Raw genomic sequence first — 24,156 nt, forward strand, 5'->3', positions numbered from 1 at the left:
AATTTAAAATATGAACAAAGATATCTTCGGAGCCGCTATTAAAGACTTTTATAATCAAGAATATACCGAAGATATTGTTGTGCAAGCTCCAGATTTTGATGATGATATCATCCCTATCCCCTATTTATTTAGAACATATTCAGAGATGCCTATTATAGAACAAAAGGCATTAGATCTGTCTTATGGTAAGGTCTTAGATATTGGTTGTGGTGCCGGAAGCCATGCACTCTACCTTCAAAATGAAAAAAAACTAGTTACAACGGCCATAGACATTTCAGAAGGCGCGATAGAAATTTGCACCAAAAGAGGTGTTACCAAAGCAATAGTTCAGGATATTTTTGAACTTAAAAATGAAAAGTTCGATACCTTATTATTGTTAATGAACGGAAGCGGTATTATAGGTAAACTAAGTAATATTGATAGATTCTTTACCCACATGAAGACGCTCTTAAATCCAGGCGGACAAGTTTTATTAGATTCCTCAGACATTTCATACCTTTTCACAGATGATGAGGGTGGTTTTTGGGTAGATGCCTCTGCTGAATATTATGGCGAAATGCGCTATGCATTGAAATACAAAAGCCAACAATCAGATTGGTTCGATTGGTTATATATTGATTATAATACATTGCAAAATGCTGCTAATGCTAATGGTTTCTTATGTGAATTGTTATTTGAAGGCGAAAATAACGACTACTTAGCAAGACTTGTTGTTAATTAACGAAATTGATTATGTTTAATTGATGTGGTATAATCTTTGTGGAAAAGCATTACATACATTAATAGAATGTTACCATCCAAATAAACGCTACCATGTGTGAGTCTATGGATCAATACTAACAACTTTAAAAAGAAATCTTGTGCAGCTACTAAAATTTTTAGGTTACCTATTTATATCATCGTTCATTCTTGTTAGTTGTTCTGATGATGACGACACCACTCCAGTTAACAATGATGCCTCTCGAGTTGCGAATCTAAGACCTTTAGGATCTTCAGCAAACGATCTCTTAAGTGCCACCAATTTTAATAGCCTCTCTATAGAGATTGTATCTGTTCAAGGTTTTGAGCCTAGTGCTGCAGCAATTAGTGGATTTAGAGAGTTTTTACAGGCACGATTATTTAAACCCGACGGAATTACGATTACACAACGTACTGTAACTTCTTCAAATAATGCACCTTTTACTATCGAAGAAATAGGAGACATAGAGAACGAAACTCGATCCTTATTTAATGAAGAAGATGATATTGCCGTGTATATCTATTTTGCAGATGGAGGCAAAGAAGATGATACAGAAGAGCAAGTGACGTTGGGATCTGCTTATTTAAATACTTCTATTGTAATATATGAAGGCACTTTACGTAGATTAAGTACCAGACCAACTGCTCCAGCCTTAAGCACTATAGAAATAGCAACATTAAATCATGAATTTGCACATTTACTTGGATTGGTAAATATTGGAACTCCTCTACAATCACAACACGAAGACGAAGATGCCGAAGGGCATTGCAATGTGCCTACTTGCTTAATGGAAGCTTCGATAGAGTTTGGTAGTGGTATGATGGGTATGGGAGAAACAATACCAGAACTTGATCCACTCTGTATTACTGATTTACAGGCTAATGGCGGGCGTTGATTTATCTTTTTCTCCTACTAAATATTGAATACCAGAATATCTATATATCTTCTAAACCTACTGTAAGTTCTGTATAAGAAAATTACGTCAGTTCGATTTCTATGACAAATTCAAGCGGTTTTGATAAAAAGTTTGATTTTTAATCAAAGCAAAAATGATGTGTATAATTTTGTTTCTTACAGCATTTAGTACACTCATTTTATTTTTACCTTCTTCTACTTTTCTATTATAGTAAATACTTAAATCATTTTTTAAACGAATAGCGCTCATTGCGCCCAAGTGCAATAATCTTTTTAGATCTTTATCAGCAAAAGAGGATACTCTTGGTTTTCTAAATATTGATGTTCCCGATATGTTTTCAAAAGGAGCCACACCGGCATAACAGGCAAGTTTTCTTGGCTCAGTTATGGTTTTAAATTCATTGGTTTTCACTAACAAATTCCAAGCTAAAACCTTTCCAACTCCTGGGGTAGATACAAGTTGTTTCTGTAACGTTGATAATTTTTGATCTTGCTTTATAATTTCTTGTATACTTTTTTCAAATTCCTTGATTTGTTTGTCAAGCTCTTTAATCAATCTATTATTTTTCTGGGTTAGTTTTTTAATTAATTTCTCATCACTTAAGGATAGATATTCTTTATTTTTTATTACTAAGGATTTTCTTTGTTTGATTCTATGTTTTCTCTCGGTTAGCAATACCTGAAGCTCCTTAATTTCAATTCTTTGTGTAATAAAAGCAACTATTTCTGTATGATTACTTTTAATGAATTTAGCAATTCTAAGAGCATCTATTTTATCATTTTTTCCTCTTATCAATCCCATACTCTTTTTTAAATGCAGTGGATTAACAACATAAAATAAACAGTTAAATTCAGGCATTAGTTTCATTAAAGCCCAACCATATTTTCCTGTGTTTTCAATACATACATAATGGGTAGTTTTTTTAGATAGGTTTCCAGTGAAAAATTCTTCAATGGATTGTGGGGTATTATCAATTTTAAAGAACTCCTTTCGATCAGATAAAATACAGATGTCTAATGTTTTTTTACTAACATCAATCCCAATGAATTTTGAATTGGTTTTCATAACTTTGGTTTTAGAGATTATGTTATAACTCAACTCCTTGATAATGGGTTCTAATCCCTAATTTCTATTTGAGTTTATAACTGAACGGAAAAGGTCTGAATCGAATGTATAAGTTTAAAAACTTAGAGTGTATAGATAGTGTACCTTTTCCGTTCTTTAAAATATAAAAAATTTAAATGCAAATCTAAAGGAGTGTTTTGTTGTAATGGAATGACAACAAAATGTATCGAGAATAGCTTTTTTTTTTCTTAAATACACAACAGGTTGTTATAAATGTATCTTTTCAGAAATACTATATCTTTCTTTACTTCTTTTACTGGTTAAGATAATTTCGCCTAAAAATCCGGCCAGAAAAAACTGTGTTCCTAATATCATTGAGGTCAGCGCAATATAAAACTCTGGTCTTTGAGCAATAAGTCTTCCTTTGGTTTCAATAAAAAGCTTATCGATCCCCAAATATAACGAAATACCAAAACCAACTATAAATAGTATTGTTCCGATAAGTCCAAAAAAGTGCATGGGTCTTTTACCAAAATGAGACATAAACCAGATAGTGATCAAATCGAGAAAGCCATTAATGAAACGGCTCATCCCGAATTTAGTCGTACCATATTTTCTGGCCTGATGAAGCACTACTTTTTCGCCAATATTTGTAAACCCGGCATTTTTGGCCAATACAGGAATATATCGATGCATTTCGCCATGAACATCGATATTTTTTACCACAATATTTTTATATGCTTTAAGTCCGCAATTAAAATCATGCAATTTAACCCCAGATGTTTTTCTGGCTGCGGCATTAAACAATTTAGAAGGCAAGTTTTTTGCGATAACCGAATCGTATCTTTTCTTTTTCCAGCCCGATACCAAGTCAAACCCATCTTTAGTGATAAGGTTATATAATTCTGGGATTTCTTCGGGGTTATCCTGGAGGTCAGCATCCATGGTGATCACTACATTTCCTTTTGCAACACCAAAACCGGCGTGCAGCGCTTGAGATTTTCCGAAATTTTTTAGGAAACGAATTCCTTTTACATATTGATCTTTTTGTGACAGTTCAGAAATGGTATCCCAGGATCCATCAGTACTTCCATCATCAATAAAGATAATTTCATAAGAAAAAGAATTGGATTGCATAACATTTGCAATCCAATTATATAATTCGTTAAGTGATTCCTGCTCATTCAGCAGCGGTATGACCACAGATATATTCATAGGTATAGATAAAAAAGTAACCAGTAGTCAAATATAGTAAAATGTTATAAGGTAACATGTTTTTAGATAGTAATCGTACGCTTTTACTAAAAGATGAATTTTAATACGAAACTCTGCTTAATGGGGCTATAATTTTTTTCTCTTATACATAAGGGCTCCGGCAATTAGGGATACCATGAAACTAAATGTTGTACTCATTATTAGGTGCGTTAATTGCCATAAAGTAATTGGGGGCTATATTTTTCAGGAGATTTAATAGTTTTTCGTATAGCTTCAGGAGACATATCAGGATGATTAACTAACATTTTTTCTCTTGCATCATTTAAACTTTGTATCACTTCTCCCTGCTCAGCGATTTTCATTGTAATAGTAAAGTAAGTCAAATTTATAAAGTAGGCTATTAAAGCAATACTTATACCTATTTTTATGGCTTGTTTTAAGTTTAAGAACCCATTGTTGATCAATTTATAACGGTAAATAGGATATATTATAGAACAATGCAAGACAAGTTCTATAATGCTTAAAAGTCGGTTCTTAGAAGGGAGCGACACACCACCTGTTATAGTATACCAAAGAAAAAGATAAACAACCCAAATTGCACCAAGTATAATACCATATTTAAAAATAAACTTTTTAGTTGAAATCGTTGTGTCTTCCATACTTCTTCTATAATTTTTTCTTGCGAAGAATTGCTCCTGCAATTAAGGAAACAACGAAACCAATCATTAGATTAACCATAAAGACCGTGAAAGAATAGTACTTTCTATTGGCCTTGATAGTTTCTTGTATATCGCCTGGAGATATATTAGGGTTGTTAATTAATGCCTCCTGTTTTGTCTCATTTAAGGTTTGTATTATATATTCAGATTGAATAATATCTATAAGGATTCTATTGTAAAGCAATGATAAGGAATAGGCTATTAGGGATATACCTATGCCTATTTTTATGGCTTCACTCACTTTTAGGATCCCTTTATTTAATGATTTATACCGATATATAGGGTAAATCAGGCTAATATATAATATGATTTCAATACTTGAATAAAACCAGTTTATAGTATATATGTTATCTGTTGCAAATCTAATACAGAAATAGATGCCTCCAATGACTCCCAGAATTAGACCGTATTTTAGTATAAATTTTTTAGTTGAAATAATTGTCTCCTTCATACTCATCTATAACTTTTTTTCTTGCGCAGTATTGCTCCGGCAATTAAGGAGATTACAAAATCAATTATTAAATGAAATATAAACCCTCCGAATAAATTGAACTTTTTATCAGAAATAATAGTTTCATGCATCTCTTCTGGAGATATATTAGGTTTATTAATTAACATTTTTTCTTTACTCTCATTTAGGGTTTGTATTACGAATTCTGGTTGAATGATTTCTACTAAAACAATGTAGGTTGTCCACATTAAACCAGTAATCAATGAAATAGCTACGCCTATTTTTAGCGCTTCACTAAGTTTTAGAATTCCTTTATTAAATGATTTATATAGGTATATGGGGAAAATCAGATTAAAATGTAGTAGAAGTTCAATAATAGAAAAAAACCAGTCTTCTGTGTAGTATAAATTATCCGTAGCAAATCTAATTAAGAAATAGATACCCCATATCACTCCTAGAATTAAGCCGCATTTTAGTATAAATTTTTTAGTTGAAATAGTTGTGTCTTTCATACCGTTCTATAACTTTTTCCTCTTGTATAAGATTGCTGCTGTAACTAAGGATATAACGAAGTTGATTATTAAGGTGAAAATCAAATCAAATAATTGATACATATAAAATGAACTGAACATGTTATTTGCTTTTATTACTTTTCTTACTTCTTAGGGAGACATATCAGGGTTGTTATTGAGCATAGTTTCTTTAGCATCATTTGCTCTTTGAAGGACTTCTTCGGGTTCAATAATTTTGATTACAAATATAAAATATATTCCCGCTATTAAGGAGACTATTAAAGCAATACTCATACCTATTTTTAGTGCTTGTATTAAAGTTAGAAAACCATTGTTGATCAATTTATATTGATATATAGGGTATGCTAATAAAATATGCAAGCCTATTTCAGTAATCATTGAAAAAATATAACCTCCATCATTGTAAACGGAATTAATAACTAAATACTTAATGAAATAATAAATAATCCAGATAGCCCCAAGAATTAAACCATATTTGATAATAAATTTTCGGGTTGAAATGTTATTAGATTTCATATTAATGGACTGAGAAAGAAATACAATTGGCAAAAATAACAAAATTCGCTTATATGACCTTTTAAGGTAAAACGTTTGTTAGTTAAATCACTATAATAGCTATAAAACTCAATAAATAAAATTAGAAAATGATTTGTACTATCCTTATTTTTGGATGAATAGAGAATAGGATGAAATTTATGAAACATTAGCATGAAACAAATTTTACTTTTGATCTTTTTAATAAATATTGCTACTTCCGCTCAAAATAAAAATTGGATAAGTAAAATTCCAGATTCTTTGCAATCGAAGACATATTTTCAGTTATATGATCAATTTTTTGAAACCTATAAAGAAAACCCAAAAAAAGCTGCTGTATATGCAAATGCATATTTAGAAAAAGGAAAAAGTGAAAATAAAAAAAATGCTCAAGGACATGGATACTATTTGATGTCTCGACTATATAAAGGGAATACATTATATCTTAAATACCTGGATAGCATTATACAGTTGTCTCAAAAAACTAAAAACAAAAACCTTTTGATAAAAGGACATCTCTTACTTGGAGAGTATTATCTAAATAAAGGACAATTTCAAAATGCATGGAGTACATATAAAAAAGCCGAAGATATTGTATTGAAAGATTCTGATCCTAAGCTAATGTATCAGTATAAGCGTTCTATAGGAATCTTAAAAAGTCGATTAGGTACGCATAAAGATGCACTTAAAATATTTAAAGAATGTTATGAATATGGTATTGAAGAAGATTTAGAGGATCGGCTAGAGGATATATACTTTATTACTGAAGAGTGGATACGCATGAATGTTTTAGATTCTGCCGAGTATTATAATAATTTGGGGATAAAAAATGCGTTAGACATTAATGATGAGTATAGCAAGCATTTATTTTTTCTTAATCAAGGGGTTATCCAATATTATAATGAAGAATATGAAAACGCAGCACATACTATTTTAAAAGAAATACCAAATTTGAAGAGCAGTAAAGAAATTAAGCCTTTGATTACTGCTTATTTTTATTTAGGGGCCACGTTTCATAAGCTTAGTGACAATGAGAAAAGCGTACATTATTTAAAAAAAATGGATTCGATTGCCCTAATCAATGCATATGTAACTCCTGATTTAGTAGAAGGGTATAAACTGTTGATGCAATATAGTCAGAACCTAGGAGATAATAAAGATATATTGGTATATAGGCAAAGGATAAAAGAACTTGATAGTATTGTTGACAAGAATGCAACGAATTCATTCATAAAAACGATAGAAGAGTATGAATTTCTCCCCATAGTTTCATATGAAAATGCGATAATTTCTAAGTTAGAGAGTAAAGGGTTTAAGTATAGATTGGCAATAGTTATAGGGGTATTTTTGCTATTCGTATCACTTGGAATTATGATTTATTTTTATAATGATCGCAATCGCTACCGCAAAAGTTTTCGAGCTGTAGTCTCGTATACCAACAAGACACAGGTTCTAGAACCTGATACTGAAAAAAGGGGGAAACAACAATTAGATAATCTAAATATTTCAGAGGATAGTATTAAAAAAATCTTAGAAGGAATCAATGATTTTGAAAAAAAACAGCGATACTTAAATAAAAAATATACTCTAAACCTATTAGCAAAAGAGTTAAAAACCAATTCGACTTATTTGTCAAAAATTATTAACGTGTATAAAGAAAAGAGTTTTTCTAATTATTTGCATGATCTTAGAATTGGATATGCCATTGAGCGCTTGCGGGATGATGAAAAATTTAGGTTATATTCTATTAAAGGTATTTCTGAGGAAGTAGGATTCAAGACAAGTGAGTCATTCTCAAAAGCGTTTCATAAAAAAACAGGAATTTACCCTTCATCTTTTATTAGTAAGTTAAAACATACATAATTGCTTAAATAATGCTTCATGCTTAATAAATAGTTTTTAGCGTAAATTATAAATGAAAAATTTTCGTCGGCTTGATTGTCAAATCTATGATTGGGTGTATCTAAAACAAGATAATTTCGATTAGAACATACTTCTCAATACAATTTCTTTGCAAAAAAAATACTTGAGAAGATGCTTCTTATTCAATATTTACGTTTTTTAAGAAAGAGAAATGAGATTTTAAAAAAGAATTGGATTGCATAACCTTTGCAATCCAATTATATAATTCATTAAGTGATTCCTGCTCGTTCAGCAGCGGTATGACCACAGATATATTCATAGGTTAATATAACTCTTGTTTCTTTTGCATCACCAATCCTGTTATTAATGAAATAATGAACCCCATAAACAGGCTTCCAATAATTCCGATAGCAAAACTTATAGGTGGGCTTTGTAATTTTTCTGTTATGGCAAATACTTGTTCTACTTGCTCTTGGGTCATATCTGGAGATTCTTTGGCAAGTTTTTCTTTCTGAATTTCCATAACCTGTGCCGAATAATCAGGTTCAATTACTGTAGTTAAAGTAAGATTCCAAATACCCGATAGAATTCCGCTAATTAATGCTATACCAATACCTACTTTAATCGCATCGGTAAGATTAAGAAATCCATGATTAGCGGACTTATATGCCTTTATTCCATACACCAGGGCTGCCAACATAATCACAAGCCCTAATACACCAACAGACCAATGAGGATCTTTATACATACCAGTAGCATAGATAATAGCACTAAATAAGATAGATACTACTCCTAGTATCACACCGTAATTTATTATAATTTTTTTTGCGGATATCTTTTCATCCTCCATAATTGAAATCGTTTTGGTTATTTATATAACCATGAGTAGCCAAAGATACTAAAATGTTACAAGAGCAAAGAAATATATTTGGTGTTGAGGTTTGAGTTGCTATACATGTCCCCAAAAACCTTAATGGTACAGGTGTTATATCAGTAAAACAATTTATTTAGTGAAGTCTATTATTAAAAGGGATCTCTATTTTTTTGCATGATGGCTCCTCCTAGCAGCGAGATTAAAATGCCTAAAGTTGAATTAAAAATTAAACCTCTCAAAAATCTATTAAAAATATAATCATTTTCTCCTTGGGATTTGGATGAAGCAGATTCATTCCCTGAATTGAGAGCTTCAATTAGGGTTTCTGGAGAAATTACTTTTACAAAAAAAATATCCCAAGTCAGTTGTACTAAGATGCAGACTAAGGCAATTCCCAAACCAATTTTAAAGGCTTGCCACAAGCTTAAAAAACCATTATCTTTTTGTTTGAATTTATATATGCCGAATACTGTAATTCCAATATGAAGGAATAATTCGAACATTGACAACATCCAATTTGAGGTTGTTCTATTATCTGTAATATGACGAAGCACCCCATAAATAATCCATATAAGGCCAAGAATAGACCCATATACCAAAATATACTTTTTAACAGAAATAGTAGTCTCTTCCATATAGCAATTATGTGTTTAAGTAATTATTAATCTACCGGTATAATACTATAAAAAAATGTTATAATCATAAATAAAACGGCTTTTTATCGGGTTAATATACATTTTTATCGTATATTTACAAAATAATTACGGTTTTTCCGTAGTTTGTAAATGGTCTTAGCAAGTGTAAAATATATACTTTACCTTGAAATAGATCGAAAATTTTAAAGGGTTGAAAATGAGTGTTTTTAAGCATTGGGGATGACGAAAAAAAACATATTATACCCTTTTCGGAGTAGAATACCCCAATTTTTAAATTGCATAAAAATATATTAACAAAATCATTGGTTTATGAAAAAACTACTACTTTTTACGCTTATTTTTTCTTTTATTGGGATCACCTCATGTACCAAAGATGATGAGTCTCTTCAAATGTCACAGGAAGAAAAAGAACTTTTAGTGAAACAAACAATCATTGAGTTTAATAAAAGTGCTATTGAAACAGGTAAATTTCAACAATTTATGAAATCTAGATACCAAAAAACTGCCACAGACACTTCTAGTGAATCTGTTAATCAGGATTTATTTGAGGAGTTTTTAGGAGAACAATCACAAGCCTTTTTGGATTTATATTACCAACTTGAGGCGATGAACATGACTGGTGAAGAGTTTAGACGTATTGCGGATCAGTATGAATATTTAAGAATAGAAATAAGAAATAGTTTAGGTAAGAGTTCATCTGCTGGTTGTGACTTAGGTAGCCTTTGGTGTGCTATTGAAGATTGGGTAAGTCAGAAAGAACAAGCAACTAATTAAGGATCAAATGGTGTCGTAAGCAATGCTTTAAGAATCACTATTTTCTAGACTATATTTTAGGTTTAAAAAATGAATTCGAGTTTCTTTACTTTATTTTAAAAAATGTTTTGCATTTAATAAAATAGTTGTAAATTTGCAGCTCGAAAAAAGAAAAGATTAATATAATGAGAAAAGATATTCACCCAGAAAATTATAGATTAGTAGCGTTTAAAGATATGTCTAATGATGAAGTTTTTTTAACTAAATCTACGGCGAATACTAAGGAAACTCTTGAAGTTGATGGCGTAGAGTATCCGCTAGTAAAATTAGAAATTTCAAGAACGTCTCATCCATTCTATACCGGTAAGTCTAAACTTATCGATACAGCTGGACGTATTGACAAGTTCAAAAACAAATACGCTAAGTTCAAAAAGTAATTTAGTACTACAATATATACAAAAGCCTTTCTGTTTGGAAAGGCTTTTTTTGTGATCTATCATTAATGTTAATTATCAAAAGTTTCGAAATAATTTAATAATTCCTCTTGATTTAACATCGAGGGTTTTATTTTTGTTTTGAAATAAACCGTGGTGCATTTTGAGATTACAGATTAAAAAAAGCGTCATTTCGAGTGTTTTTGTCATAACAAAATGGAGACAAAATGTATCGAGAAAAGCTTTTTTAATCCCCAAAACCCTATTCTCGATATACTTCTCCTAAAGTCGAAGTACTCGAATTGACGGATTTTGGATTAAAAAATATAAAGATGCACAACAGGTTCAACTATTAATTATTTAGAATCAAAGCATGAATTACATTCTTTTTGATGGTGCTTCACGAGATGCATTGCTACCGTTTACGTATACCAGGCCTGTTGCCGAAATTAGAATTGGAATTTTGACCATACGCGAAAAGTGGGAAAAGCACCTTGGATATACTACATCTACGGTAACCGAAGAATATTTAAGCGAGAAATACCCAATGGTAGAATTAGAAGAGAATATAATGATCAACGCATCTTATCTGCCTTCTAAAGATTTGGCTACCATGGTAGTTGATTTAAAACCTAATCAGGCTATATTTGATAAGGATCAACCCGTTGCGTTCTACGTTCTTGAAGAGCAAGAGGTAGATTTTGATACTTACGAAATCATATCATTAGATATAGATGTATTGACAGTTAAGAATACCTGGGATATCTTTTCAAAAAATGAAAAAGCCATTAATGATGATTTTGAGTTGCTAACTCATGATAGAAAGAGTTTACCTATACCTAAGAATAATAATATAATTGCTCCTGAGAATATCTTTCTTGAAGAAGGAGCAAAACTTGAATTTACAACCCTAAATGCATCTAATGGTCCTATTTATATAGGGAAAAATGCAGAGATTATGGAAGGAAGTATCATAAGGGGGCCATTTGCTCTTTGTGACCAAGCGACCGTAAAAATGGGAGCCAAAATTTATGGAGGTACAACGATAGGGCCATATTCTAAAGTAGGAGGAGAGGTTACTAATTGTGTAATTTTTGGATACTCCAATAAAGGTCATGATGGATTTATTGGGAATTCGGTATTGGGAGAATGGTGCAACCTGGGTGCAGATACAAATACATCAAACCTAAAAAACAATTATGCTCCGGTTAGGCTTTGGAGTTATGAAACCGAAGGTTTTGCAAAAACAGGACTACAGTTCTGCGGTTTAATGATGGGAGATCACTCTAAATGTGGGATCAATACTATGTTTAATACGGGCACTGTCGTAGGGGTTAATGCAAATATCTTTGGTAGTGGTTTTCCTCGTAATTTTATACCTAGCTATAGTTGGGGTGGTAGCGGTGGTTTTACAACGTATTTAACTAAAAAAGCTTTTGAAGTAGCTAAAGTAGTAATGTCAAGAAGAGATATTGAATTTACCGAACAAGATGGGAAAATTTTAGAGCATGTTTTTGAAGATACTAAATCTTGGCGTAAAGGTTATGACTCTTAAATTTTGGTTTTGAAAATGTAAAAAAAACGCCATCTAATTTAGATGGCGTTTTTAGATTCTTTAATGTTAATAAAATATGAGATGTTATTTCTTTTCTTTCCACACTCTTTTAAGAACTAAGAAATTTTGCGGATTCATGGTCATTCCTTTTACGTTTTTTTGAGTAAAGTGTGTTATTTGATCATAATACAGCGGAACAATTGGTGCGTTAGCAATAACTATTGAATCCATTTTTGAGTAGAGTTGCTCTCGTAACTTTGTGTCTGTAATCAAAAAACTTTCTTCGTATAATTGATCAAAAAGATCATTCTTAAAATGTGTGTAATTCGGACCATTTGGAGTATGGTTTTTGCTGTAGTATGGCGATAAGAAATTTTCTGCATCCGGGTAATCTGCAATCCAACTGGCTCTAAATGTATCTAGTTTGCCACTCCACTTTTGTTCTCTAATAGTTGATGGTGGTAATACATCGACTACGATTTGTAACCCTATTTTCTCTAATTCTCTTTGTATAAACTCGCACAAACTTAAGTAGTTGCTGTCTGTGGTAATGGTAATTGTAGGGGTTTTGTTACCAGTTTCTTCTATATATTTTTTGACCAGCTTTCGGGCTTTTTCAGGGTTATATTCGTATCCTTTAATATTGTTGAATCCCGGAAGCCCTTTGGGTATAAAACCATGTATGGCAGGTGTGCCAATTCCGTTTTTTAGATAGGTGATCATTTTTACACGGTCGAACCCATAATTAACAGCCTGCCTTAATAAAATAGATTGAATCTCATTTTTTTCGCTATCCAGATAAAAACCAAGATATTCAGAATTTAGATAAGGGCCTTTAGAGATGGTGATGCGGTCTTTATATTTTTCTCTTAATTTTCCACTGGGAGTAAGAAGTTCATCTTTATATGAAGCATCAAGACTGTTTAAAAAATCAATATTTCCTTTAGCGAATTGTAAAAATTCACTTTGTTTTTCTGGTAAAAAAGTTATGGCAACAGCTTCGAGATAAGGCAGTGGTTTTCCATTTTCATCTTTTTCAAAATACAGTTCATTTTTGCGCAACACCAACTTAATGTTTTCTTCCCATAACTTAAATTTAAAAGGCCCGGTACCTATGGGATTAGATCTAAATTGATTTCCATAAAATTCAACTACTTCTTTAGGAATAACAGAGCAATAACGCATGCTCATTAGTCCTAAAAAGGCAGGAAAAGGTTTTTTGAGGTTAATTTCAAAAACACTGTCATTAATGGCTTGATACGACTTCACGTTTTTAAGAACCCAATTACCCGGAGAAGCAACTTCAGGGTCTATTAAACGATCAAAACTGTAGGTGAAATCTGAAGCAATTACATGCCTTGTGCTATCCTGGGTTTTGAATTGACTGTGTTTATGAAAGTATACATCATCCCTTAGGGTAAACGTATATATAAGCCCATCTTCAGAAATTTCCCATTTTTTAGCTATGTCTGGTTGTACCCGCAACGAATCATCAAACTGCACAAGACCGTTAAACAATTGGTTGGTAGACCAAATATTTGCTGGGTTTCTGGCAAAGGCTGGATCAAGTGAACTGATATTGTCGTATTGATTATACCGGAATACTAAATGATCTCTATCTTCTTTCGAAGAGTTTTTGCATGACAAAAGCGAAAAGCTAATATAAACGATTGCTAAATAGCGAATTATAAATAGGTAATGATTGAGTTTCAATTTTAGTAAACGGATTATTGTTGGTATATTTGCACCCTCTAAATTTATACTTAAGTATTCTATCATAGATGCAATAAGCGTAAATATAAAGAGATTTCCGCCTTTGGCGAAATGACATGTAGTTTTATGAGAAAAAAAGTTGCTTTTTATACATTAGGTTGTAAACTGAATTTTTCAGAAACCTCTACAATTGCCAGAAACTTTAAGGATGAAGGCTTTGATCGTGTAGACTTTTCTGAAAATGCAGATATTTATGTTATCAATACTTGTTCTGTTACCGAAAATGCAGATAAAAGATTTAAAACTATAGTTAAGCAAGCACAAAAAATAAATCAAGATGCTTTTGTGGCTGCAGTTGGATGTTATGCACAATTAAAACCCGAGGAGCTTGCTGCTGTAGATGGTGTCGATTTGGTCTTAGGAGCTACCGAAAAATTTAAAATTACCGATTATATTAACGATCTGTCTAAAAATGATTTTGGCGAGGTGCATTCTTGTGAAATTGAAGAAGCAGATTTTTATGTAGGAAGCTATTCTATTGGTGATCGTACCCGAGCTTTTTTAAAGGTTCAGGATGGGTGTGATTATAAGTGTACCTATTGTACAATTCCTTTGGCAAGAGGAATATCCAGAAGTGATACTTTAGAGAATGTACTTAAAAATGCAAAAGAGATTTCAGAAAAAGGAATCAAGGAAATTGTGCTTACTGGTGTTAATATAGGGGATTATGGTAAGGGTGAGTTTGGAAATAAGAAACATGAACATACATTTTACGAACTTGTACAAGCATTGGATGCTGTTGAGGGTATTGAGCGGTTACGAATTTCATCTATAGAGCCAAACTTGTTAAAAAATGAAACCATAGATTTTGTGGCAGGTTCTAGAACCTTTGTGCCTCATTTTCATATTCCTTTGCAATCGGGTAATGATGAAATCCTTAAACTAATGCGACGAAGGTATCTTAGTGATTTATATGTCGATAGGGTTAAAAAGATTAAGGAAGTTATGCCTCATGCTTGTATTGGTGTAGATGTAATTGTTGGTTTTCCTGGAGAAACAGATGATCATTTTCTGGATACGTATAATTTCTTATCAGCATTAGATATCTCGTACCTTCATGTATTTACATATTCTGAAAGAGATAATACTGTTGCCGTTGATTTAGAAGGTGTGGTTCCGTTAGATATTCGTAAAAAGAGAAGTAAAATGCTTAGAGGCTTGTCGGCAAAGAAGCGAAGAGCATTTTATGAAAGTCAATTAGGGACAGAAAGAACAGTTTTATTCGAATCAGAGAATAAAGAAGGGTATATTCATGGCTTTACTGAAAATTATGTGAAGGTAAAAATGCCTTGGAATCCATCGTATATAAACACATTGAATACGGTGCGATTAACTGAGATTGATGATGATGGTATAGTAAGGTTTGAATTTATATAAAGAAGGTATATGCATAAAAAAAGACCAGCATTTTTGCCGGTCTTTTTTTATGTATGTTTTTTCAAAAACTATATGTTTATCCCTACGGGTAATAAATCTTTGTATTTTCGCCTATTTTTTCGCATAAACTTTGCAATAATTGGACTTGTGGGTACTAATCTAATATTACGATCTTGAATCAGATTAAACACAGCGACAATAAAATCTTCTTCATAACCTTTTTCTAAATGCTCATCGCTCATGATCAGTTTTGTGAGGAAAATTTTTCTTTCCTGTTGAGCGTATTCGATCTTTGCTTTTTGACCTTCAATTGTGGTTTCAAATTGTCTTAGAAATTCATTATCGATAATTTCTAATTCAACATCACTCATGTTCTCCATATTTTTTAAAATTATGAGGTTTTAAATCATAAATAAGAGGTGTTACCCTCTCTTATTTCTAACCATAGTTGTAACTTTTTACCGAAAAAGATATATTGCCCTTTCCTGCATATAATCCTATGTTACTAACTAAGATTTGTTAGTTCAAAATTCCCTTTTTACAAAAAAATAATACAATATTTCCTTTTTTTTAATAAGGAATACTATAATTTTGAGATGCAAAGATAAGAAAATTAGAGGTTTAAATTTTAAATCCACTGTTAAAATACCTATGACGCAGCAAGTTACTCATGTTTACTTTATCCCTGGTATGGCTGCCGATGTATCTATTTTTGAACATATAAAACTCCCTGAAAACGAATTTGAGTGCCACTTGATTCCCTGGAAGATCCCTAACAAGAAAGAATCTATGGGTGATTATGCAAAAAGGATGTGTGAAGAAATTAAACATGAAAACTGTGTTTTAATCGGTGTTTCATTTGGAGGAGTTATGGTGCAAGAAATGAGTAAGTACTTGGTTTTAAAGAAACTAATAATCATTTCTAGTGTTAAAAACAAGCACGAATTGCCAAAACGTATGAAAATTGCCCGTAAAACCAAGGCTTATAAGCTATTGCCAACTTCAATCGTTTCTAGAATTGATAACTGGGAAAAACTTGCTTTCGGTGATTTTGCGAAGAAAAGAGCAGCTATGTATCAGCGTTATTTGTCTATAAATCATAAAATGTATTTGGATTGGGCTATTGAGAACATGGTGTGTTGGGATCAAGAAAAAACTCCAGAAGGAATTATACATATCCATGGGAATAAAGACATCGTTTTTCCTATTTCTAACATTAAAAATTGTATAACAGTGGATCAGGGAACCCATGTAATGATTGTAAATCGATACCGATGGTTTAATAAACATTTACCTGAAATAATTAAGGATAACTTGCATTAGTCTAACTTTTTACGTTATATTGTAAAACAATATTTTATTCCCCAATAAAACCTACTTAGTATGAAAATGATCAGGAAAATTTTAGTCTTTTTAGGCGTGCTATTCACTTTTGGCATTTTGGTAAATGCTACCCAAGATGATATACAAAAACCGGTAGCACAAGAAGTGCTCGAGCAGAAGTTAGTTAACGACTATAATGTCTATGCTATACCTATGCCCGATAATCTTAATTTTGCTGGAGAGCTTGTTCCGATCGAAAATCCTGATATTAGAGAAAGAATGGATCGAGAATTGTTGGTAAATACGTACTGGCAATCCAATGGTCTGTTGCTTTTTAAAAGAGCTAATAAATTTTTTCCTATTATAGAGCCAATTCTAAAAGAAGAAGGCGTGCCAGATGATTTTAAATATCTAGCTGTGATAGAGAGTAGTTTAACTCAAGCTGTTTCACCGGCGAGAGCAACTGGGTTTTGGCAAATACTTAAAGGTACAGCAAAAGAATATGGTCTTGAAGTAAACCAAAACATAGACGAGCGCTATCATATTGAGAAATCTACACGAGTAGCATGTAAATATCTTAAGAAAGCAAAAGAAAAATTTGGATCTTGGACCCTTGCTGCTGCATCTTATAACGCAGGCAGAGCAGGAATTAACAGAAGGCTTGAAAAACAAAATGTGACTACATATTATGATTTATTGTTAGGTGAAGAAACAGGAAGATATGTATTTAGAATTGTCGCTGTAAAAGAGATTTTAAGTAATCCTAAACAATATGGATTCAATTTCAATACTGAGGATTTATATAAACATATCCCTACATTTAATGTATTAGTTGATGAGCCTATTGCGGATTTTACTGAATTTGCAAAGCAATATGATATCAATTATAAAATCTTGAAGCTTCATAATCCATGGCTTAGAGAGCCTCATTTAAACAATACCACAGGTAAAGAATATCTTATCAAAATACCAAGAGAAGGATACTACAAAACAGGAGTAGGACAATAAGCCTCTTTTTATCTAATATTTCGAAGATAATTGATTAAGTTAGCTGCTTATTTTATAGTAGTATGAATACGTCTGTGCTTATTTCGCTTATACTTATAGGTCTATTAGCAGGTTTTTTTAGTGGCACCCTTGGAATTGGAGGGAGTGTAGTTATGATTCCTTTAATGATATTATGGGTAAATTTTTCCCAACATGAGGCACAAGGTACCAGCTTAGCTGTGTTGGCGGTTCCTGTAACATTATTAGCCGCGTATAACTATTATCAAGAAGGATATGTTAACTGGAAATATGCCGCAATAATAGCCGTAACGTTTATTATTGGCGGGTATTTAGGGAGTAAATTAGCAATCTCTATCAATCAAGCCCTGCTTAAAAAGATTTTTGGAGGGGTACTGCTATTAGTAGCTATAAAAATGATATTTGGGCGGTAATAGATTAATTACCTCTTCTGCGACGGCGTTTTTTTAGTGAGTCTTTTTCTTTTTTATACTTTTCGTATTCCTCATCAATTCTACGCTCTTCTTCGGTACGGCCATCAGCATCTCTTTCCTCTTTTTTGTTCCTTCTTTTTTTAGAAGTATTTTCTTCTTCCTCCTCTGGAGCCTCTACATCATCCGCTAATAAACCTCTGGCATCAAGGTCGGCAATAATTAATGAAACTCCTTTCGATAAAGAGTTGAAATGTATATTATATGAATTGCTTATTGTCTCGCTAGAATGATGTGTTTCTACTTTTTGAATATTTAGAACTTTTCTTTCTTCATCCATAAAATACATCATCGGAAATCCAAGTGCATGTTTTAGCTTATTTACGATATGAGAATCCTGATTGGTTTTCTCATCCACATATACTAGCTTGATATTTTGGCTATATTCATTGCTTTTAGACTTTAGATTTTCTTTGGTATCCCAAAATAAAACTATAAAATCAATCTGATCATGAAATCTATCAGCAAGGTCATTTAATGCCGGGATTTCACCAACACCAGGAACACACCATGCTGCATAAGTTATAAGGAATAGTGGTTTTTCATAATCTTCAAATGCTACAGGCTCTTCTTTAATGGTATTAACGGTAAAGTTATCCATATAGGTTCCATTGAGGTGATTGGTAACCAGTGAATCGAACAAAAACTGAGCGCGTTCCATGTCGTTTTCTCTATAAACGGCGTCCATTTTTTGATTGTACTTTACGATATGAGCTGATATAGCAGTAGAGAATGGTATTCTTCGTTCTTCTTGTGCAACAACGTTGCTAAAATATGAAAAGAGTATTCCTAGTATTAATAATTTCTTCATTACAAATTAATTACGATAGCTAATGTAGTATAAAGTAGCCAAAAAAGCATTTTTTGTTTGTAAAACTTTAAAATTCTACCCTAGCAGTTTTTATATGTTTTCTTAATAAAAACCTCTTAGTTAACGTAAAATCTTACACAATTAGTATGCCTAAATTTTCTTCATTTGTTGTTTCATCATGGTAATTTGATCTTTTAGCATACCATGCTTGTCCAATTTTTTTGCTTCGGTTAGCAACGTTTGTGCCTCTCTTTTACGGCGTTTTGTCATTGCAATACCGGCAAGATTTAGTTTGGCTACGGCAAGATCTTGATTCATTGATAGTCCTAGCTTAATTGCTTTTTTAAGGTATTTTTCGGCTTGAGTAATGTTGGTTTGAGATAACATGATACCTAGAAGATAATTATAATATCCTTGCTGTTTTGTGGTAAGTGCACTTTCTGGATTCTTGATTTTGTTTAACCATTTTTTAGCACCGTCAAAATCTTGTTTACGTAGTCGTAAGAATGCAAGAAGAATGAATTCATTTTTAAAATAAAGAAAAACAAATATCAATGCCAGCAAAATGATCATTATTCCGTTACCTATATATCCTTCAATTATTTGCCATACAGCCGCTCCAATAAGCATTGCGGCGATTACTAGTTTTATATTTTTGTTGTACATTGATTTCTTTAATTATTAAGTCGCGGCAAAGGTAATAAAAACAATTAAAAATATTTTGATATTTAGGTTTGTCAAAGTAAAAACTCTTCGTATATTTGCCCGCAGTTTTGAGGAGATATGCTCAAAAGTAAATTAAAGATATACGAAGAAGATATTATAAAGATAGATAGCAATGAAAAGAACGTTTCAACCATCAAAGAGAAAGAGAAAAAACAAACACGGTTTCAGAGAGCGTATGGCTTCTGTAAATGGTAGAAAGGTATTGGCTCGTAGAAGAGCAAAAGGTAGAAAGAAGTTATCTGTTTCTTCAGAATTAAGACATAAGCACTAATGGTAATGTGCAGTTTAAAATATTAAAGGTGTTACTTTATAGGTAGCGCCTTTTTTTATATCTATTAGCAAAATAACTATTATACACAACACAATTTTAATTACATGCCAAAAAGAGAAGAACTTAAGAGTATACTGATTATTGGGTCCGGACCGATTATTATTGGACAAGCTTGTGAATTTGATTATTCTGGGTCACAAGCATTACGTTCATTGAGAGAAGATGGAATCGAAACGATTCTAATCAATTCTAATCCAGCTACTATTATGACGGATCCGTCGATGGCAGATCATGTATATCTTAAACCTTTGAATACAAAATCAATTATCGAAATCCTGAAAGAACATCCTCAGATTGATGCTGTGTTACCTACTATGGGAGGGCAAACTGCATTAAACCTTTGTATTGAGGCCGATGAAAAAGGAATCTGGAAAGATTTTGATGTAGAAATTATTGGAGTAGACATTGATGCTATAAATATTACTGAAGATAGAGAGCAATTTAGAGAATTAATGCTTAAGATTGGGGTGGGTATGGCACCGCAAGCTACTGCAGGATCATATCTGAAAGGAAAAGAAATCGCTCAAGAGTTTGGTTTTCCATTAGTGATAAGAGCTTCTTATACGTTAGGAGGGGCCGGAGCATCCTTTGTGTATAAAGAAGAAGATTTTGATGAATTACTTACTCGAGGATTGGAAACTTCTCCTATTCATGAAGTAATGATCGATAAAGCATTAATAGGGTGGAAAGAATATGAATTAGAACTCCTTAGAGATGCTAATGATAATGTAGTGATTATTTGTGCGATAGAAAATATGGATCCGATGGGGATTCACACCGGAGATTCTATTACTGTGGCACCTGCAATGACACTTAGTGATAAAACATATCAACGAATGCGTGATATGGCCATTCATATGATGAGAAGTATAGGAGAGTTTGCAGGAGGATGTAATGTACAGTTTGCTGTAAGCCCTGACGAAAACGAAGACATTATTGCTATCGAAATAAATCCACGTGTATCCAGATCCTCGGCATTGGCATCAAAAGCAACAGGATATCCAATTGCAAAGATAGCGGCAAAACTTGCTATAGGATATAATTTAGATGAGCTAGATAACCAGATTACCAAATCTACTTCGGCATTATTTGAACCGACATTAGATTATGTTATCGTAAAAATACCACGCTGGAACTTTGATAAATTTGAAGGATCAGACAGAACCCTTGGGTTACAAATGAAAGCAGTGGGAGAAGTAATGGCAATTGGAAGATCTTTCCAGGAGGCCCTACATAAAGCCACACAATCCTTAGAAATCAAAAGAAACGGACTGGGTGCAGATGGTAAAGGATATAAAAACTATGATCAAATCATAGAAAAGCTTACCTATGCCAGCTGGGATAGAGTATTTGTAATTTATGATGCTATTCAAATGGGAATTCCATTGAGCAGGATACACGAGATTACTAAAATAGATATGTGGTTCTTAAAACAATATGAAGAATTACATAACCTTGAAAAAGAAATCTCAACCTATACCATACAATCACTTACTAAAGATTTGATTCTGGAAGCAAAACAAAAAGGATTTGCCGATAGACAAATAGCACATATGGTAGGGTGTTATGAAAGTGAAGTGCATAAGAAAAGAGATGAGTTAGGAATCAATAGAGTATATAAGTTAGTAGATACGTGTGCCGCAGAGTTTAAAGCTGAGACTCCTTATTTCTACTCTACTTTTGAAGCCGAAATAGAAACTCCAGACGGAATTGTATCTGTGGCTAATGAAAGCGAAGTAAGCGATAAAAAGAAAATCGTTGTCTTAGGTTCTGGACCCAACCGAATAGGACAGGGGATCGAGTTTGATTATTGTTGTGTACATGGTGTTTTGGCGTCTGCAGAGTGTGGATACGAAACCATCATGATTAATTGTAATCCTGAAACAGTTTCTACAGATTTTGATACAGCAGACAAATTATACTTTGAGCCTGTGTTCTGGGAGCATATTTATGATATCATTAGGCACGAAAAGCCCGAAGGTGTTATCGTTCAACTTGGTGGGCAGACGGCATTAAAACTTGCAGAAAAGTTAGATCGTTATGGGGTTAAGATTATTGGAACCAGTTTCCAGTCCCTGGATTTAGCTGAAGATAGAGGTAGTTTCTCTAAACTTCTGAAAGAAAATAATATACCTTACCCTGAGTTTGATACGGCTGAAACTGCTGATGAAGCATTAGAAGTAGCAGATCGATTAGATTTTCCAATCCTGGTAAGACCATCTTATGTATTAGGAGGGCAGGGAATGAAGATTGTGATCAATAAACAAGAGCTAGAAGAACATGTTGTTGATCTATTACGTAAAATACCGAATAATAAATTACTCTTGGATCATTATCTGGATGGTGCTATAGAAGCCGAAGCAGATGCAATATGTGATGGAGAGAATGTATATATCATTGGTATTATGGAGCACATAGAGCCTTGTGGAATTCACTCTGGAGACTCTAATGCTACCTTACCTGCATTCAATTTGGGAGAGTTTGTGATGCAACAAATTAAAGACCATACCCGTAAAATTGCACTCGCACTAAATACAGTAGGACTCATTAACATACAGTTTGCGATAAAAGATGATGTAGTATATATTATAGAGGCTAACCCAAGAGCATCAAGAACGGTTCCGTTTATAGCTAAAGCTTACGGAGAACCATATGTAAACTATGCAACAAAGGTGATGTTGGGTGAGAAAAAAGTTACTGATTTTGACTTTAAACCACATTTAGATGGATACGCGATCAAGCAGCCTGTATTTTCGTTTAATAAGTTTCCGAATGTAAATAAGAAACTAGGACCAGAGATGAAGAGTACTGGAGAAAGTATCTTATTTATCAAAGATCTTAAAGATGATCAGTTTTATGACCTATACTCTAGACGTAAAATGTATTTGAGTAAATAGGTATAAACAACTCATAAAGTTTTACAAAAGAGCATCAAATCGATGCTCTTTTGTGCTTTTGTTAACGGTGTAATTGCTTAATTAGTAGTATATTAAAATAAAAAAGCTATGAAAAATGTACTACTATCTGTTTTGTTTTTTGTCGGATTATTTTTGGTGTATCCGAATGATAAAAAACCTGTGAATGATTTGAATGACGAATTGTTTTCTTTTGAAATTAAACCTTCGGTCACTTCTCATTTTATAAGTATTGAAACTAATGTGCCTAATCAATTGATCGAAATCAAAATAGTGGATCAAGCTGGCCATATAAGGGTAAGGCAAAAATTACATCTTGATAGAGAAATTGATGTGTCTGGTCTTAGAGAAGGGTTTTACATTGTAAAAGTATATGCTGGCAATAACACGGCCATTAAACGATTTTATAAAGGACAAGATCGCGTTAATACTAAATAATACTTCAAATTTAGAAGAAATACGTTTCGAGAATAGGGTTTTACCCACAAAGGTGATTCTATATATCGGTCAGTAAGTAAGTATTTTTGTTTTTTATCATCTAAGGATATGGTCTAACTGCACAGTGCTTATTCTTCTAAAAGCCCGTCAGCTTGCCAATCCAAAATAATATCTACAGTTTCCTGGGGTAATCTACCCGATTGAGGCATCACGCGTAAAGGACTAGTAGTAGAGACTCTACCAAATACATCCCATTCTTGGTTAATAGCGATTATAATTTCCTGATATGTACTTAATGCTACCGGTGCTCCTTGTGTTGGAGGATTACCATGACACTCTACACAGTGAGCTTCAAAAATAGGTTGTACATCAGCATTATAGGTTGATGTTTTACCAGGTATTGGGTTTGCAGCAGGTGGTGGGGTACCTCCATCTGTGTTAGGCACTGTGTCATCACTGCTACTACAACCAGAATTTACAACAATAACAAGCAATGCTAAAAGGATTACATTTATATTTTTCATAGCATGGGGTTTTGGTACTCTAATATACAAATTTGTATGTATTCTTATAACGCATAATGATTACTACCTGTTGTGTCAATAAGAAAATTCTTCAAAAAGTGTAAAATCAAAAATTATCATAGTTTCCTAAAGAGC

Annotated in this window: 26 protein-coding genes and 1 pseudogene; 13 read left to right on the plus strand and 14 right to left on the minus strand. The window is 32.7% G+C overall.

Annotated elements, in window-relative coordinates:
- Positions 1-10 precede the first annotated feature (10 nt).
- The gene (locus JJQ60_RS19365; protein WP_201924044.1) at positions 11-721 is read left to right on the plus strand and encodes a class I SAM-dependent methyltransferase; all 711 of its coding nucleotides are present in this window, start codon (positions 11-13) and stop codon (positions 719-721) included.
- Between the two features lie 139 nt (positions 722-860).
- Positions 861-1,634, plus strand: coding sequence for a hypothetical protein (locus JJQ60_RS19370; protein WP_201924046.1), 774 nt, complete (start codon positions 861-863; stop codon positions 1,632-1,634).
- A gap of 99 nt (positions 1,635-1,733) precedes the next feature.
- Here JJQ60_RS19370 and JJQ60_RS19375 read toward each other — a convergent pair whose 3' ends face one another.
- The 6 genes from JJQ60_RS19375 to JJQ60_RS19400 all read right to left on the minus strand — a co-directional run bounded on the left by JJQ60_RS19375 (position 1,734) and on the right by JJQ60_RS19400 (position 6,154).
- Positions 1,734-2,720: an IS110 family RNA-guided transposase gene (locus JJQ60_RS19375; protein WP_201924048.1), complete on the minus strand. Its 987-nt coding sequence runs from the start codon at positions 2,718-2,720 to the stop codon at positions 1,734-1,736.
- 267 nt (positions 2,721-2,987) lie between these two features.
- Positions 2,988-3,935, minus strand: coding sequence for a glycosyltransferase family 2 protein (locus JJQ60_RS19380; protein ID WP_201924050.1), 948 nt, complete (start codon positions 3,933-3,935; stop codon positions 2,988-2,990).
- A 209-nt stretch (positions 3,936-4,144) separates the two neighbouring features.
- On the minus strand, positions 4,145-4,594 hold the full coding sequence (locus tag JJQ60_RS19385) for a DUF4199 domain-containing protein (protein WP_201924051.1): 450 nt from the start codon (positions 4,592-4,594) through the stop codon (positions 4,145-4,147).
- A 7-nt stretch (positions 4,595-4,601) separates the two neighbouring features.
- Positions 4,602-5,105: a DUF4199 domain-containing protein gene (locus tag JJQ60_RS19390; RefSeq protein ID WP_201924052.1), complete on the minus strand. Its 504-nt coding sequence runs from the start codon at positions 5,103-5,105 to the stop codon at positions 4,602-4,604.
- Positions 5,106-5,107: 2 nt separating this feature from the next.
- Positions 5,108-5,617, minus strand: a complete 510-nt coding sequence (locus JJQ60_RS19395) for a DUF4199 domain-containing protein (protein ID WP_201924053.1) — start codon at positions 5,615-5,617, stop codon at positions 5,108-5,110.
- A gap of 150 nt (positions 5,618-5,767) precedes the next feature.
- On the minus strand, positions 5,768-6,154 hold the full coding sequence (locus tag JJQ60_RS19400) for a DUF4199 domain-containing protein (protein WP_201924054.1): 387 nt from the start codon (positions 6,152-6,154) through the stop codon (positions 5,768-5,770).
- A 192-nt stretch (positions 6,155-6,346) separates the two neighbouring features.
- On the opposite strand from JJQ60_RS19400, the gene JJQ60_RS19405 reads away from it, so the two are divergent.
- The gene (locus JJQ60_RS19405) at positions 6,347-8,035 is read left to right on the plus strand and encodes a helix-turn-helix domain-containing protein (RefSeq protein ID WP_201924055.1); all 1,689 of its coding nucleotides are present in this window, start codon (positions 6,347-6,349) and stop codon (positions 8,033-8,035) included.
- A 223-nt stretch (positions 8,036-8,258) separates the two neighbouring features.
- Here the strand turns inward: JJQ60_RS19405 and JJQ60_RS22130 are convergent.
- The 3 genes and pseudogenes from JJQ60_RS22130 to JJQ60_RS19415 form a co-directional block, all read right to left on the minus strand.
- Positions 8,259-8,354, minus strand: a pseudogene (locus JJQ60_RS22130) (glycosyltransferase); the annotation flags it as partial.
- 3 nt (positions 8,355-8,357) lie between these two features.
- On the minus strand, positions 8,358-8,885 hold the full coding sequence (locus tag JJQ60_RS19410) for a DUF4199 domain-containing protein (protein WP_201924056.1): 528 nt from the start codon (positions 8,883-8,885) through the stop codon (positions 8,358-8,360).
- Between the two features lie 173 nt (positions 8,886-9,058).
- Positions 9,059-9,544 (minus strand): DUF4199 domain-containing protein, encoded by a 486-nt coding sequence (locus JJQ60_RS19415; RefSeq protein WP_201924057.1) that lies wholly within the window; start codon positions 9,542-9,544, stop codon positions 9,059-9,061.
- 330 nt (positions 9,545-9,874) lie between these two features.
- Here JJQ60_RS19415 and JJQ60_RS19420 point away from each other — a divergent pair, with 330 nt between their 5' ends.
- From JJQ60_RS19420 to JJQ60_RS19430, 3 genes are all read left to right on the plus strand, one after another.
- Positions 9,875-10,339, plus strand: a complete 465-nt coding sequence (locus JJQ60_RS19420) for a hypothetical protein (RefSeq protein ID WP_201924058.1) — start codon at positions 9,875-9,877, stop codon at positions 10,337-10,339.
- 164 nt (positions 10,340-10,503) lie between these two features.
- Positions 10,504-10,755 carry a type B 50S ribosomal protein L31 gene (locus tag JJQ60_RS19425; RefSeq protein ID WP_025741669.1) on the plus strand — a complete coding sequence of 84 codons (252 nt, stop codon included), beginning with the start codon at positions 10,504-10,506 and terminating at the stop codon, positions 10,753-10,755.
- 370 nt (positions 10,756-11,125) lie between these two features.
- On the plus strand, positions 11,126-12,307 hold the full coding sequence (locus JJQ60_RS19430) for a GlmU family protein (RefSeq protein WP_201924059.1): 1,182 nt from the start codon (positions 11,126-11,128) through the stop codon (positions 12,305-12,307).
- Between the two features lie 84 nt (positions 12,308-12,391).
- Here the strand turns inward: JJQ60_RS19430 and JJQ60_RS19435 are convergent, their stop codons facing one another.
- Entirely contained in the window at positions 12,392-14,086 is a 1,695-nt protein-coding gene (locus JJQ60_RS19435; protein WP_201924060.1) for an ABC transporter substrate-binding protein, read from the minus strand.
- A 60-nt stretch (positions 14,087-14,146) separates the two neighbouring features.
- Between JJQ60_RS19435 and mtaB the strand changes: the two genes are divergently transcribed.
- Entirely contained in the window at positions 14,147-15,457 is a 1,311-nt protein-coding gene (gene mtaB, locus JJQ60_RS19440; protein WP_201924061.1) for a tRNA (N(6)-L-threonylcarbamoyladenosine(37)-C(2))-methylthiotransferase MtaB, read from the plus strand.
- A 68-nt stretch (positions 15,458-15,525) separates the two neighbouring features.
- Here mtaB and JJQ60_RS19445 read toward each other — a convergent pair whose 3' ends face one another.
- Positions 15,526-15,828: an N-acetyltransferase gene (locus JJQ60_RS19445; protein WP_201924107.1), complete on the minus strand. Its 303-nt coding sequence runs from the start codon at positions 15,826-15,828 to the stop codon at positions 15,526-15,528.
- A 280-nt stretch (positions 15,829-16,108) separates the two neighbouring features.
- Between JJQ60_RS19445 and JJQ60_RS19450 the strand changes: the two genes are divergently transcribed.
- From JJQ60_RS19450 to JJQ60_RS19460, 3 genes are all read left to right on the plus strand, one after another.
- Positions 16,109-16,780 carry an alpha/beta hydrolase family protein gene (locus JJQ60_RS19450; protein WP_201924062.1) on the plus strand — a complete coding sequence of 224 codons (672 nt, stop codon included), beginning with the start codon at positions 16,109-16,111 and terminating at the stop codon, positions 16,778-16,780.
- A 60-nt stretch (positions 16,781-16,840) separates the two neighbouring features.
- Entirely contained in the window at positions 16,841-17,788 is a 948-nt protein-coding gene (locus JJQ60_RS19455) for a lytic transglycosylase domain-containing protein (RefSeq protein WP_201924063.1), read from the plus strand.
- A gap of 62 nt (positions 17,789-17,850) precedes the next feature.
- Complete coding sequence (locus JJQ60_RS19460) at positions 17,851-18,219, plus strand: sulfite exporter TauE/SafE family protein (RefSeq protein WP_201924064.1); 369 nt, start codon at positions 17,851-17,853, stop codon at positions 18,217-18,219.
- A 4-nt stretch (positions 18,220-18,223) separates the two neighbouring features.
- Here the strand turns inward: JJQ60_RS19460 and JJQ60_RS19465 are convergent, their stop codons facing one another.
- Together JJQ60_RS19465 and JJQ60_RS19470 are read right to left on the minus strand one after the other, a co-directional pair.
- Positions 18,224-19,087 carry a TlpA family protein disulfide reductase gene (locus JJQ60_RS19465; RefSeq protein ID WP_201924065.1) on the minus strand — a complete coding sequence of 288 codons (864 nt, stop codon included), beginning with the start codon at positions 19,085-19,087 and terminating at the stop codon, positions 18,224-18,226.
- Between the two features lie 150 nt (positions 19,088-19,237).
- Positions 19,238-19,753 carry a tetratricopeptide repeat protein gene (locus tag JJQ60_RS19470; protein WP_201924067.1) on the minus strand — a complete coding sequence of 172 codons (516 nt, stop codon included), beginning with the start codon at positions 19,751-19,753 and terminating at the stop codon, positions 19,238-19,240.
- A 172-nt stretch (positions 19,754-19,925) separates the two neighbouring features.
- Between JJQ60_RS19470 and rpmH the strand changes: the two genes are divergently transcribed.
- From rpmH to JJQ60_RS19485, 3 genes are all read left to right on the plus strand, one after another.
- Positions 19,926-20,084 carry a 50S ribosomal protein L34 gene (gene rpmH / locus JJQ60_RS19475; RefSeq protein WP_073314535.1) on the plus strand — a complete coding sequence of 53 codons (159 nt, stop codon included), beginning with the start codon at positions 19,926-19,928 and terminating at the stop codon, positions 20,082-20,084.
- A 104-nt stretch (positions 20,085-20,188) separates the two neighbouring features.
- The gene (gene carB, locus JJQ60_RS19480) at positions 20,189-23,041 is read left to right on the plus strand and encodes a carbamoyl-phosphate synthase large subunit (RefSeq protein ID WP_201924076.1); all 2,853 of its coding nucleotides are present in this window, start codon (positions 20,189-20,191) and stop codon (positions 23,039-23,041) included.
- A 108-nt stretch (positions 23,042-23,149) separates the two neighbouring features.
- On the plus strand, positions 23,150-23,497 hold the full coding sequence (locus tag JJQ60_RS19485; RefSeq protein WP_201924078.1) for a T9SS type A sorting domain-containing protein: 348 nt from the start codon (positions 23,150-23,152) through the stop codon (positions 23,495-23,497).
- A gap of 128 nt (positions 23,498-23,625) precedes the next feature.
- On the opposite strand, the gene JJQ60_RS19490 is transcribed toward JJQ60_RS19485, so the two are convergent.
- Positions 23,626-24,021, minus strand: a complete 396-nt coding sequence (locus JJQ60_RS19490; RefSeq protein WP_201924080.1) for a hypothetical protein — start codon at positions 24,019-24,021, stop codon at positions 23,626-23,628.
- Positions 24,022-24,156: the final 135 nt, after the last annotated feature.

Origin of the sequence: Aquimarina mytili (assembly GCF_016735115.1) — a bacterium.
In the GTDB taxonomy this organism is placed as follows: Bacteria; Bacteroidota; Bacteroidia; order Flavobacteriales; family Flavobacteriaceae; genus Aquimarina; species Aquimarina mytili.

What these genes read in the sequence shown, in the direction of transcription:
- JJQ60_RS19365 (WP_201924044.1), top strand. Translation starts at nt 11, where the DNA reads ATGAACAAAGATATCTTCGGAGCCGCTATTAAAGACTTTTATAATCAA.
- JJQ60_RS19375 (WP_201924048.1), bottom strand. Translation starts at nt 2,720, where the DNA reads ATGAAAACCAATTCAAAATTCATTGGGATTGATGTTAGTAAAAAAACA.
- JJQ60_RS19380 (WP_201924050.1), bottom strand. Translation starts at nt 3,935, where the DNA reads ATGAATATATCTGTGGTCATACCGCTGCTGAATGAGCAGGAATCACTT.
- JJQ60_RS19385 (WP_201924051.1), bottom strand. Translation starts at nt 4,594, where the DNA reads ATGGAAGACACAACGATTTCAACTAAAAAGTTTATTTTTAAATATGGT.
- JJQ60_RS19390 (WP_201924052.1), bottom strand. Translation starts at nt 5,105, where the DNA reads ATGAAGGAGACAATTATTTCAACTAAAAAATTTATACTAAAATACGGT.
- JJQ60_RS19395 (WP_201924053.1), bottom strand. Translation starts at nt 5,617, where the DNA reads ATGAAAGACACAACTATTTCAACTAAAAAATTTATACTAAAATGCGGC.
- JJQ60_RS19400 (WP_201924054.1), bottom strand. Translation starts at nt 6,154, where the DNA reads ATGAAATCTAATAACATTTCAACCCGAAAATTTATTATCAAATATGGT.
- JJQ60_RS19405 (WP_201924055.1), top strand. Translation starts at nt 6,347, where the DNA reads ATGAAACAAATTTTACTTTTGATCTTTTTAATAAATATTGCTACTTCC.
- JJQ60_RS19410 (WP_201924056.1), bottom strand. Translation starts at nt 8,885, where the DNA reads ATGGAGGATGAAAAGATATCCGCAAAAAAAATTATAATAAATTACGGT.
- JJQ60_RS19415 (WP_201924057.1), bottom strand. Translation starts at nt 9,544, where the DNA reads ATGGAAGAGACTACTATTTCTGTTAAAAAGTATATTTTGGTATATGGG.
- JJQ60_RS19420 (WP_201924058.1), top strand. Translation starts at nt 9,875, where the DNA reads ATGAAAAAACTACTACTTTTTACGCTTATTTTTTCTTTTATTGGGATC.
- JJQ60_RS19425 (WP_025741669.1), top strand. Translation starts at nt 10,504, where the DNA reads ATGAGAAAAGATATTCACCCAGAAAATTATAGATTAGTAGCGTTTAAA.
- JJQ60_RS19430 (WP_201924059.1), top strand. Translation starts at nt 11,126, where the DNA reads ATGAATTACATTCTTTTTGATGGTGCTTCACGAGATGCATTGCTACCG.
- JJQ60_RS19435 (WP_201924060.1), bottom strand. Translation starts at nt 14,086, where the DNA reads ATGATAGAATACTTAAGTATAAATTTAGAGGGTGCAAATATACCAACA.
- mtaB (WP_201924061.1), top strand. Translation starts at nt 14,147, where the DNA reads ATGAGAAAAAAAGTTGCTTTTTATACATTAGGTTGTAAACTGAATTTT.
- JJQ60_RS19445 (WP_201924107.1), bottom strand. Translation starts at nt 15,828, where the DNA reads ATGAGTGATGTTGAATTAGAAATTATCGATAATGAATTTCTAAGACAA.
- JJQ60_RS19450 (WP_201924062.1), top strand. Translation starts at nt 16,109, where the DNA reads ATGACGCAGCAAGTTACTCATGTTTACTTTATCCCTGGTATGGCTGCC.
- JJQ60_RS19455 (WP_201924063.1), top strand. Translation starts at nt 16,841, where the DNA reads ATGAAAATGATCAGGAAAATTTTAGTCTTTTTAGGCGTGCTATTCACT.
- JJQ60_RS19460 (WP_201924064.1), top strand. Translation starts at nt 17,851, where the DNA reads ATGAATACGTCTGTGCTTATTTCGCTTATACTTATAGGTCTATTAGCA.
- JJQ60_RS19465 (WP_201924065.1), bottom strand. Translation starts at nt 19,087, where the DNA reads ATGAAGAAATTATTAATACTAGGAATACTCTTTTCATATTTTAGCAAC.
- JJQ60_RS19470 (WP_201924067.1), bottom strand. Translation starts at nt 19,753, where the DNA reads ATGTACAACAAAAATATAAAACTAGTAATCGCCGCAATGCTTATTGGA.
- rpmH (WP_073314535.1), top strand. Translation starts at nt 19,926, where the DNA reads ATGAAAAGAACGTTTCAACCATCAAAGAGAAAGAGAAAAAACAAACAC.
- carB (WP_201924076.1), top strand. Translation starts at nt 20,189, where the DNA reads ATGCCAAAAAGAGAAGAACTTAAGAGTATACTGATTATTGGGTCCGGA.
- JJQ60_RS19485 (WP_201924078.1), top strand. Translation starts at nt 23,150, where the DNA reads ATGAAAAATGTACTACTATCTGTTTTGTTTTTTGTCGGATTATTTTTG.
- JJQ60_RS19490 (WP_201924080.1), bottom strand. Translation starts at nt 24,021, where the DNA reads ATGAAAAATATAAATGTAATCCTTTTAGCATTGCTTGTTATTGTTGTA.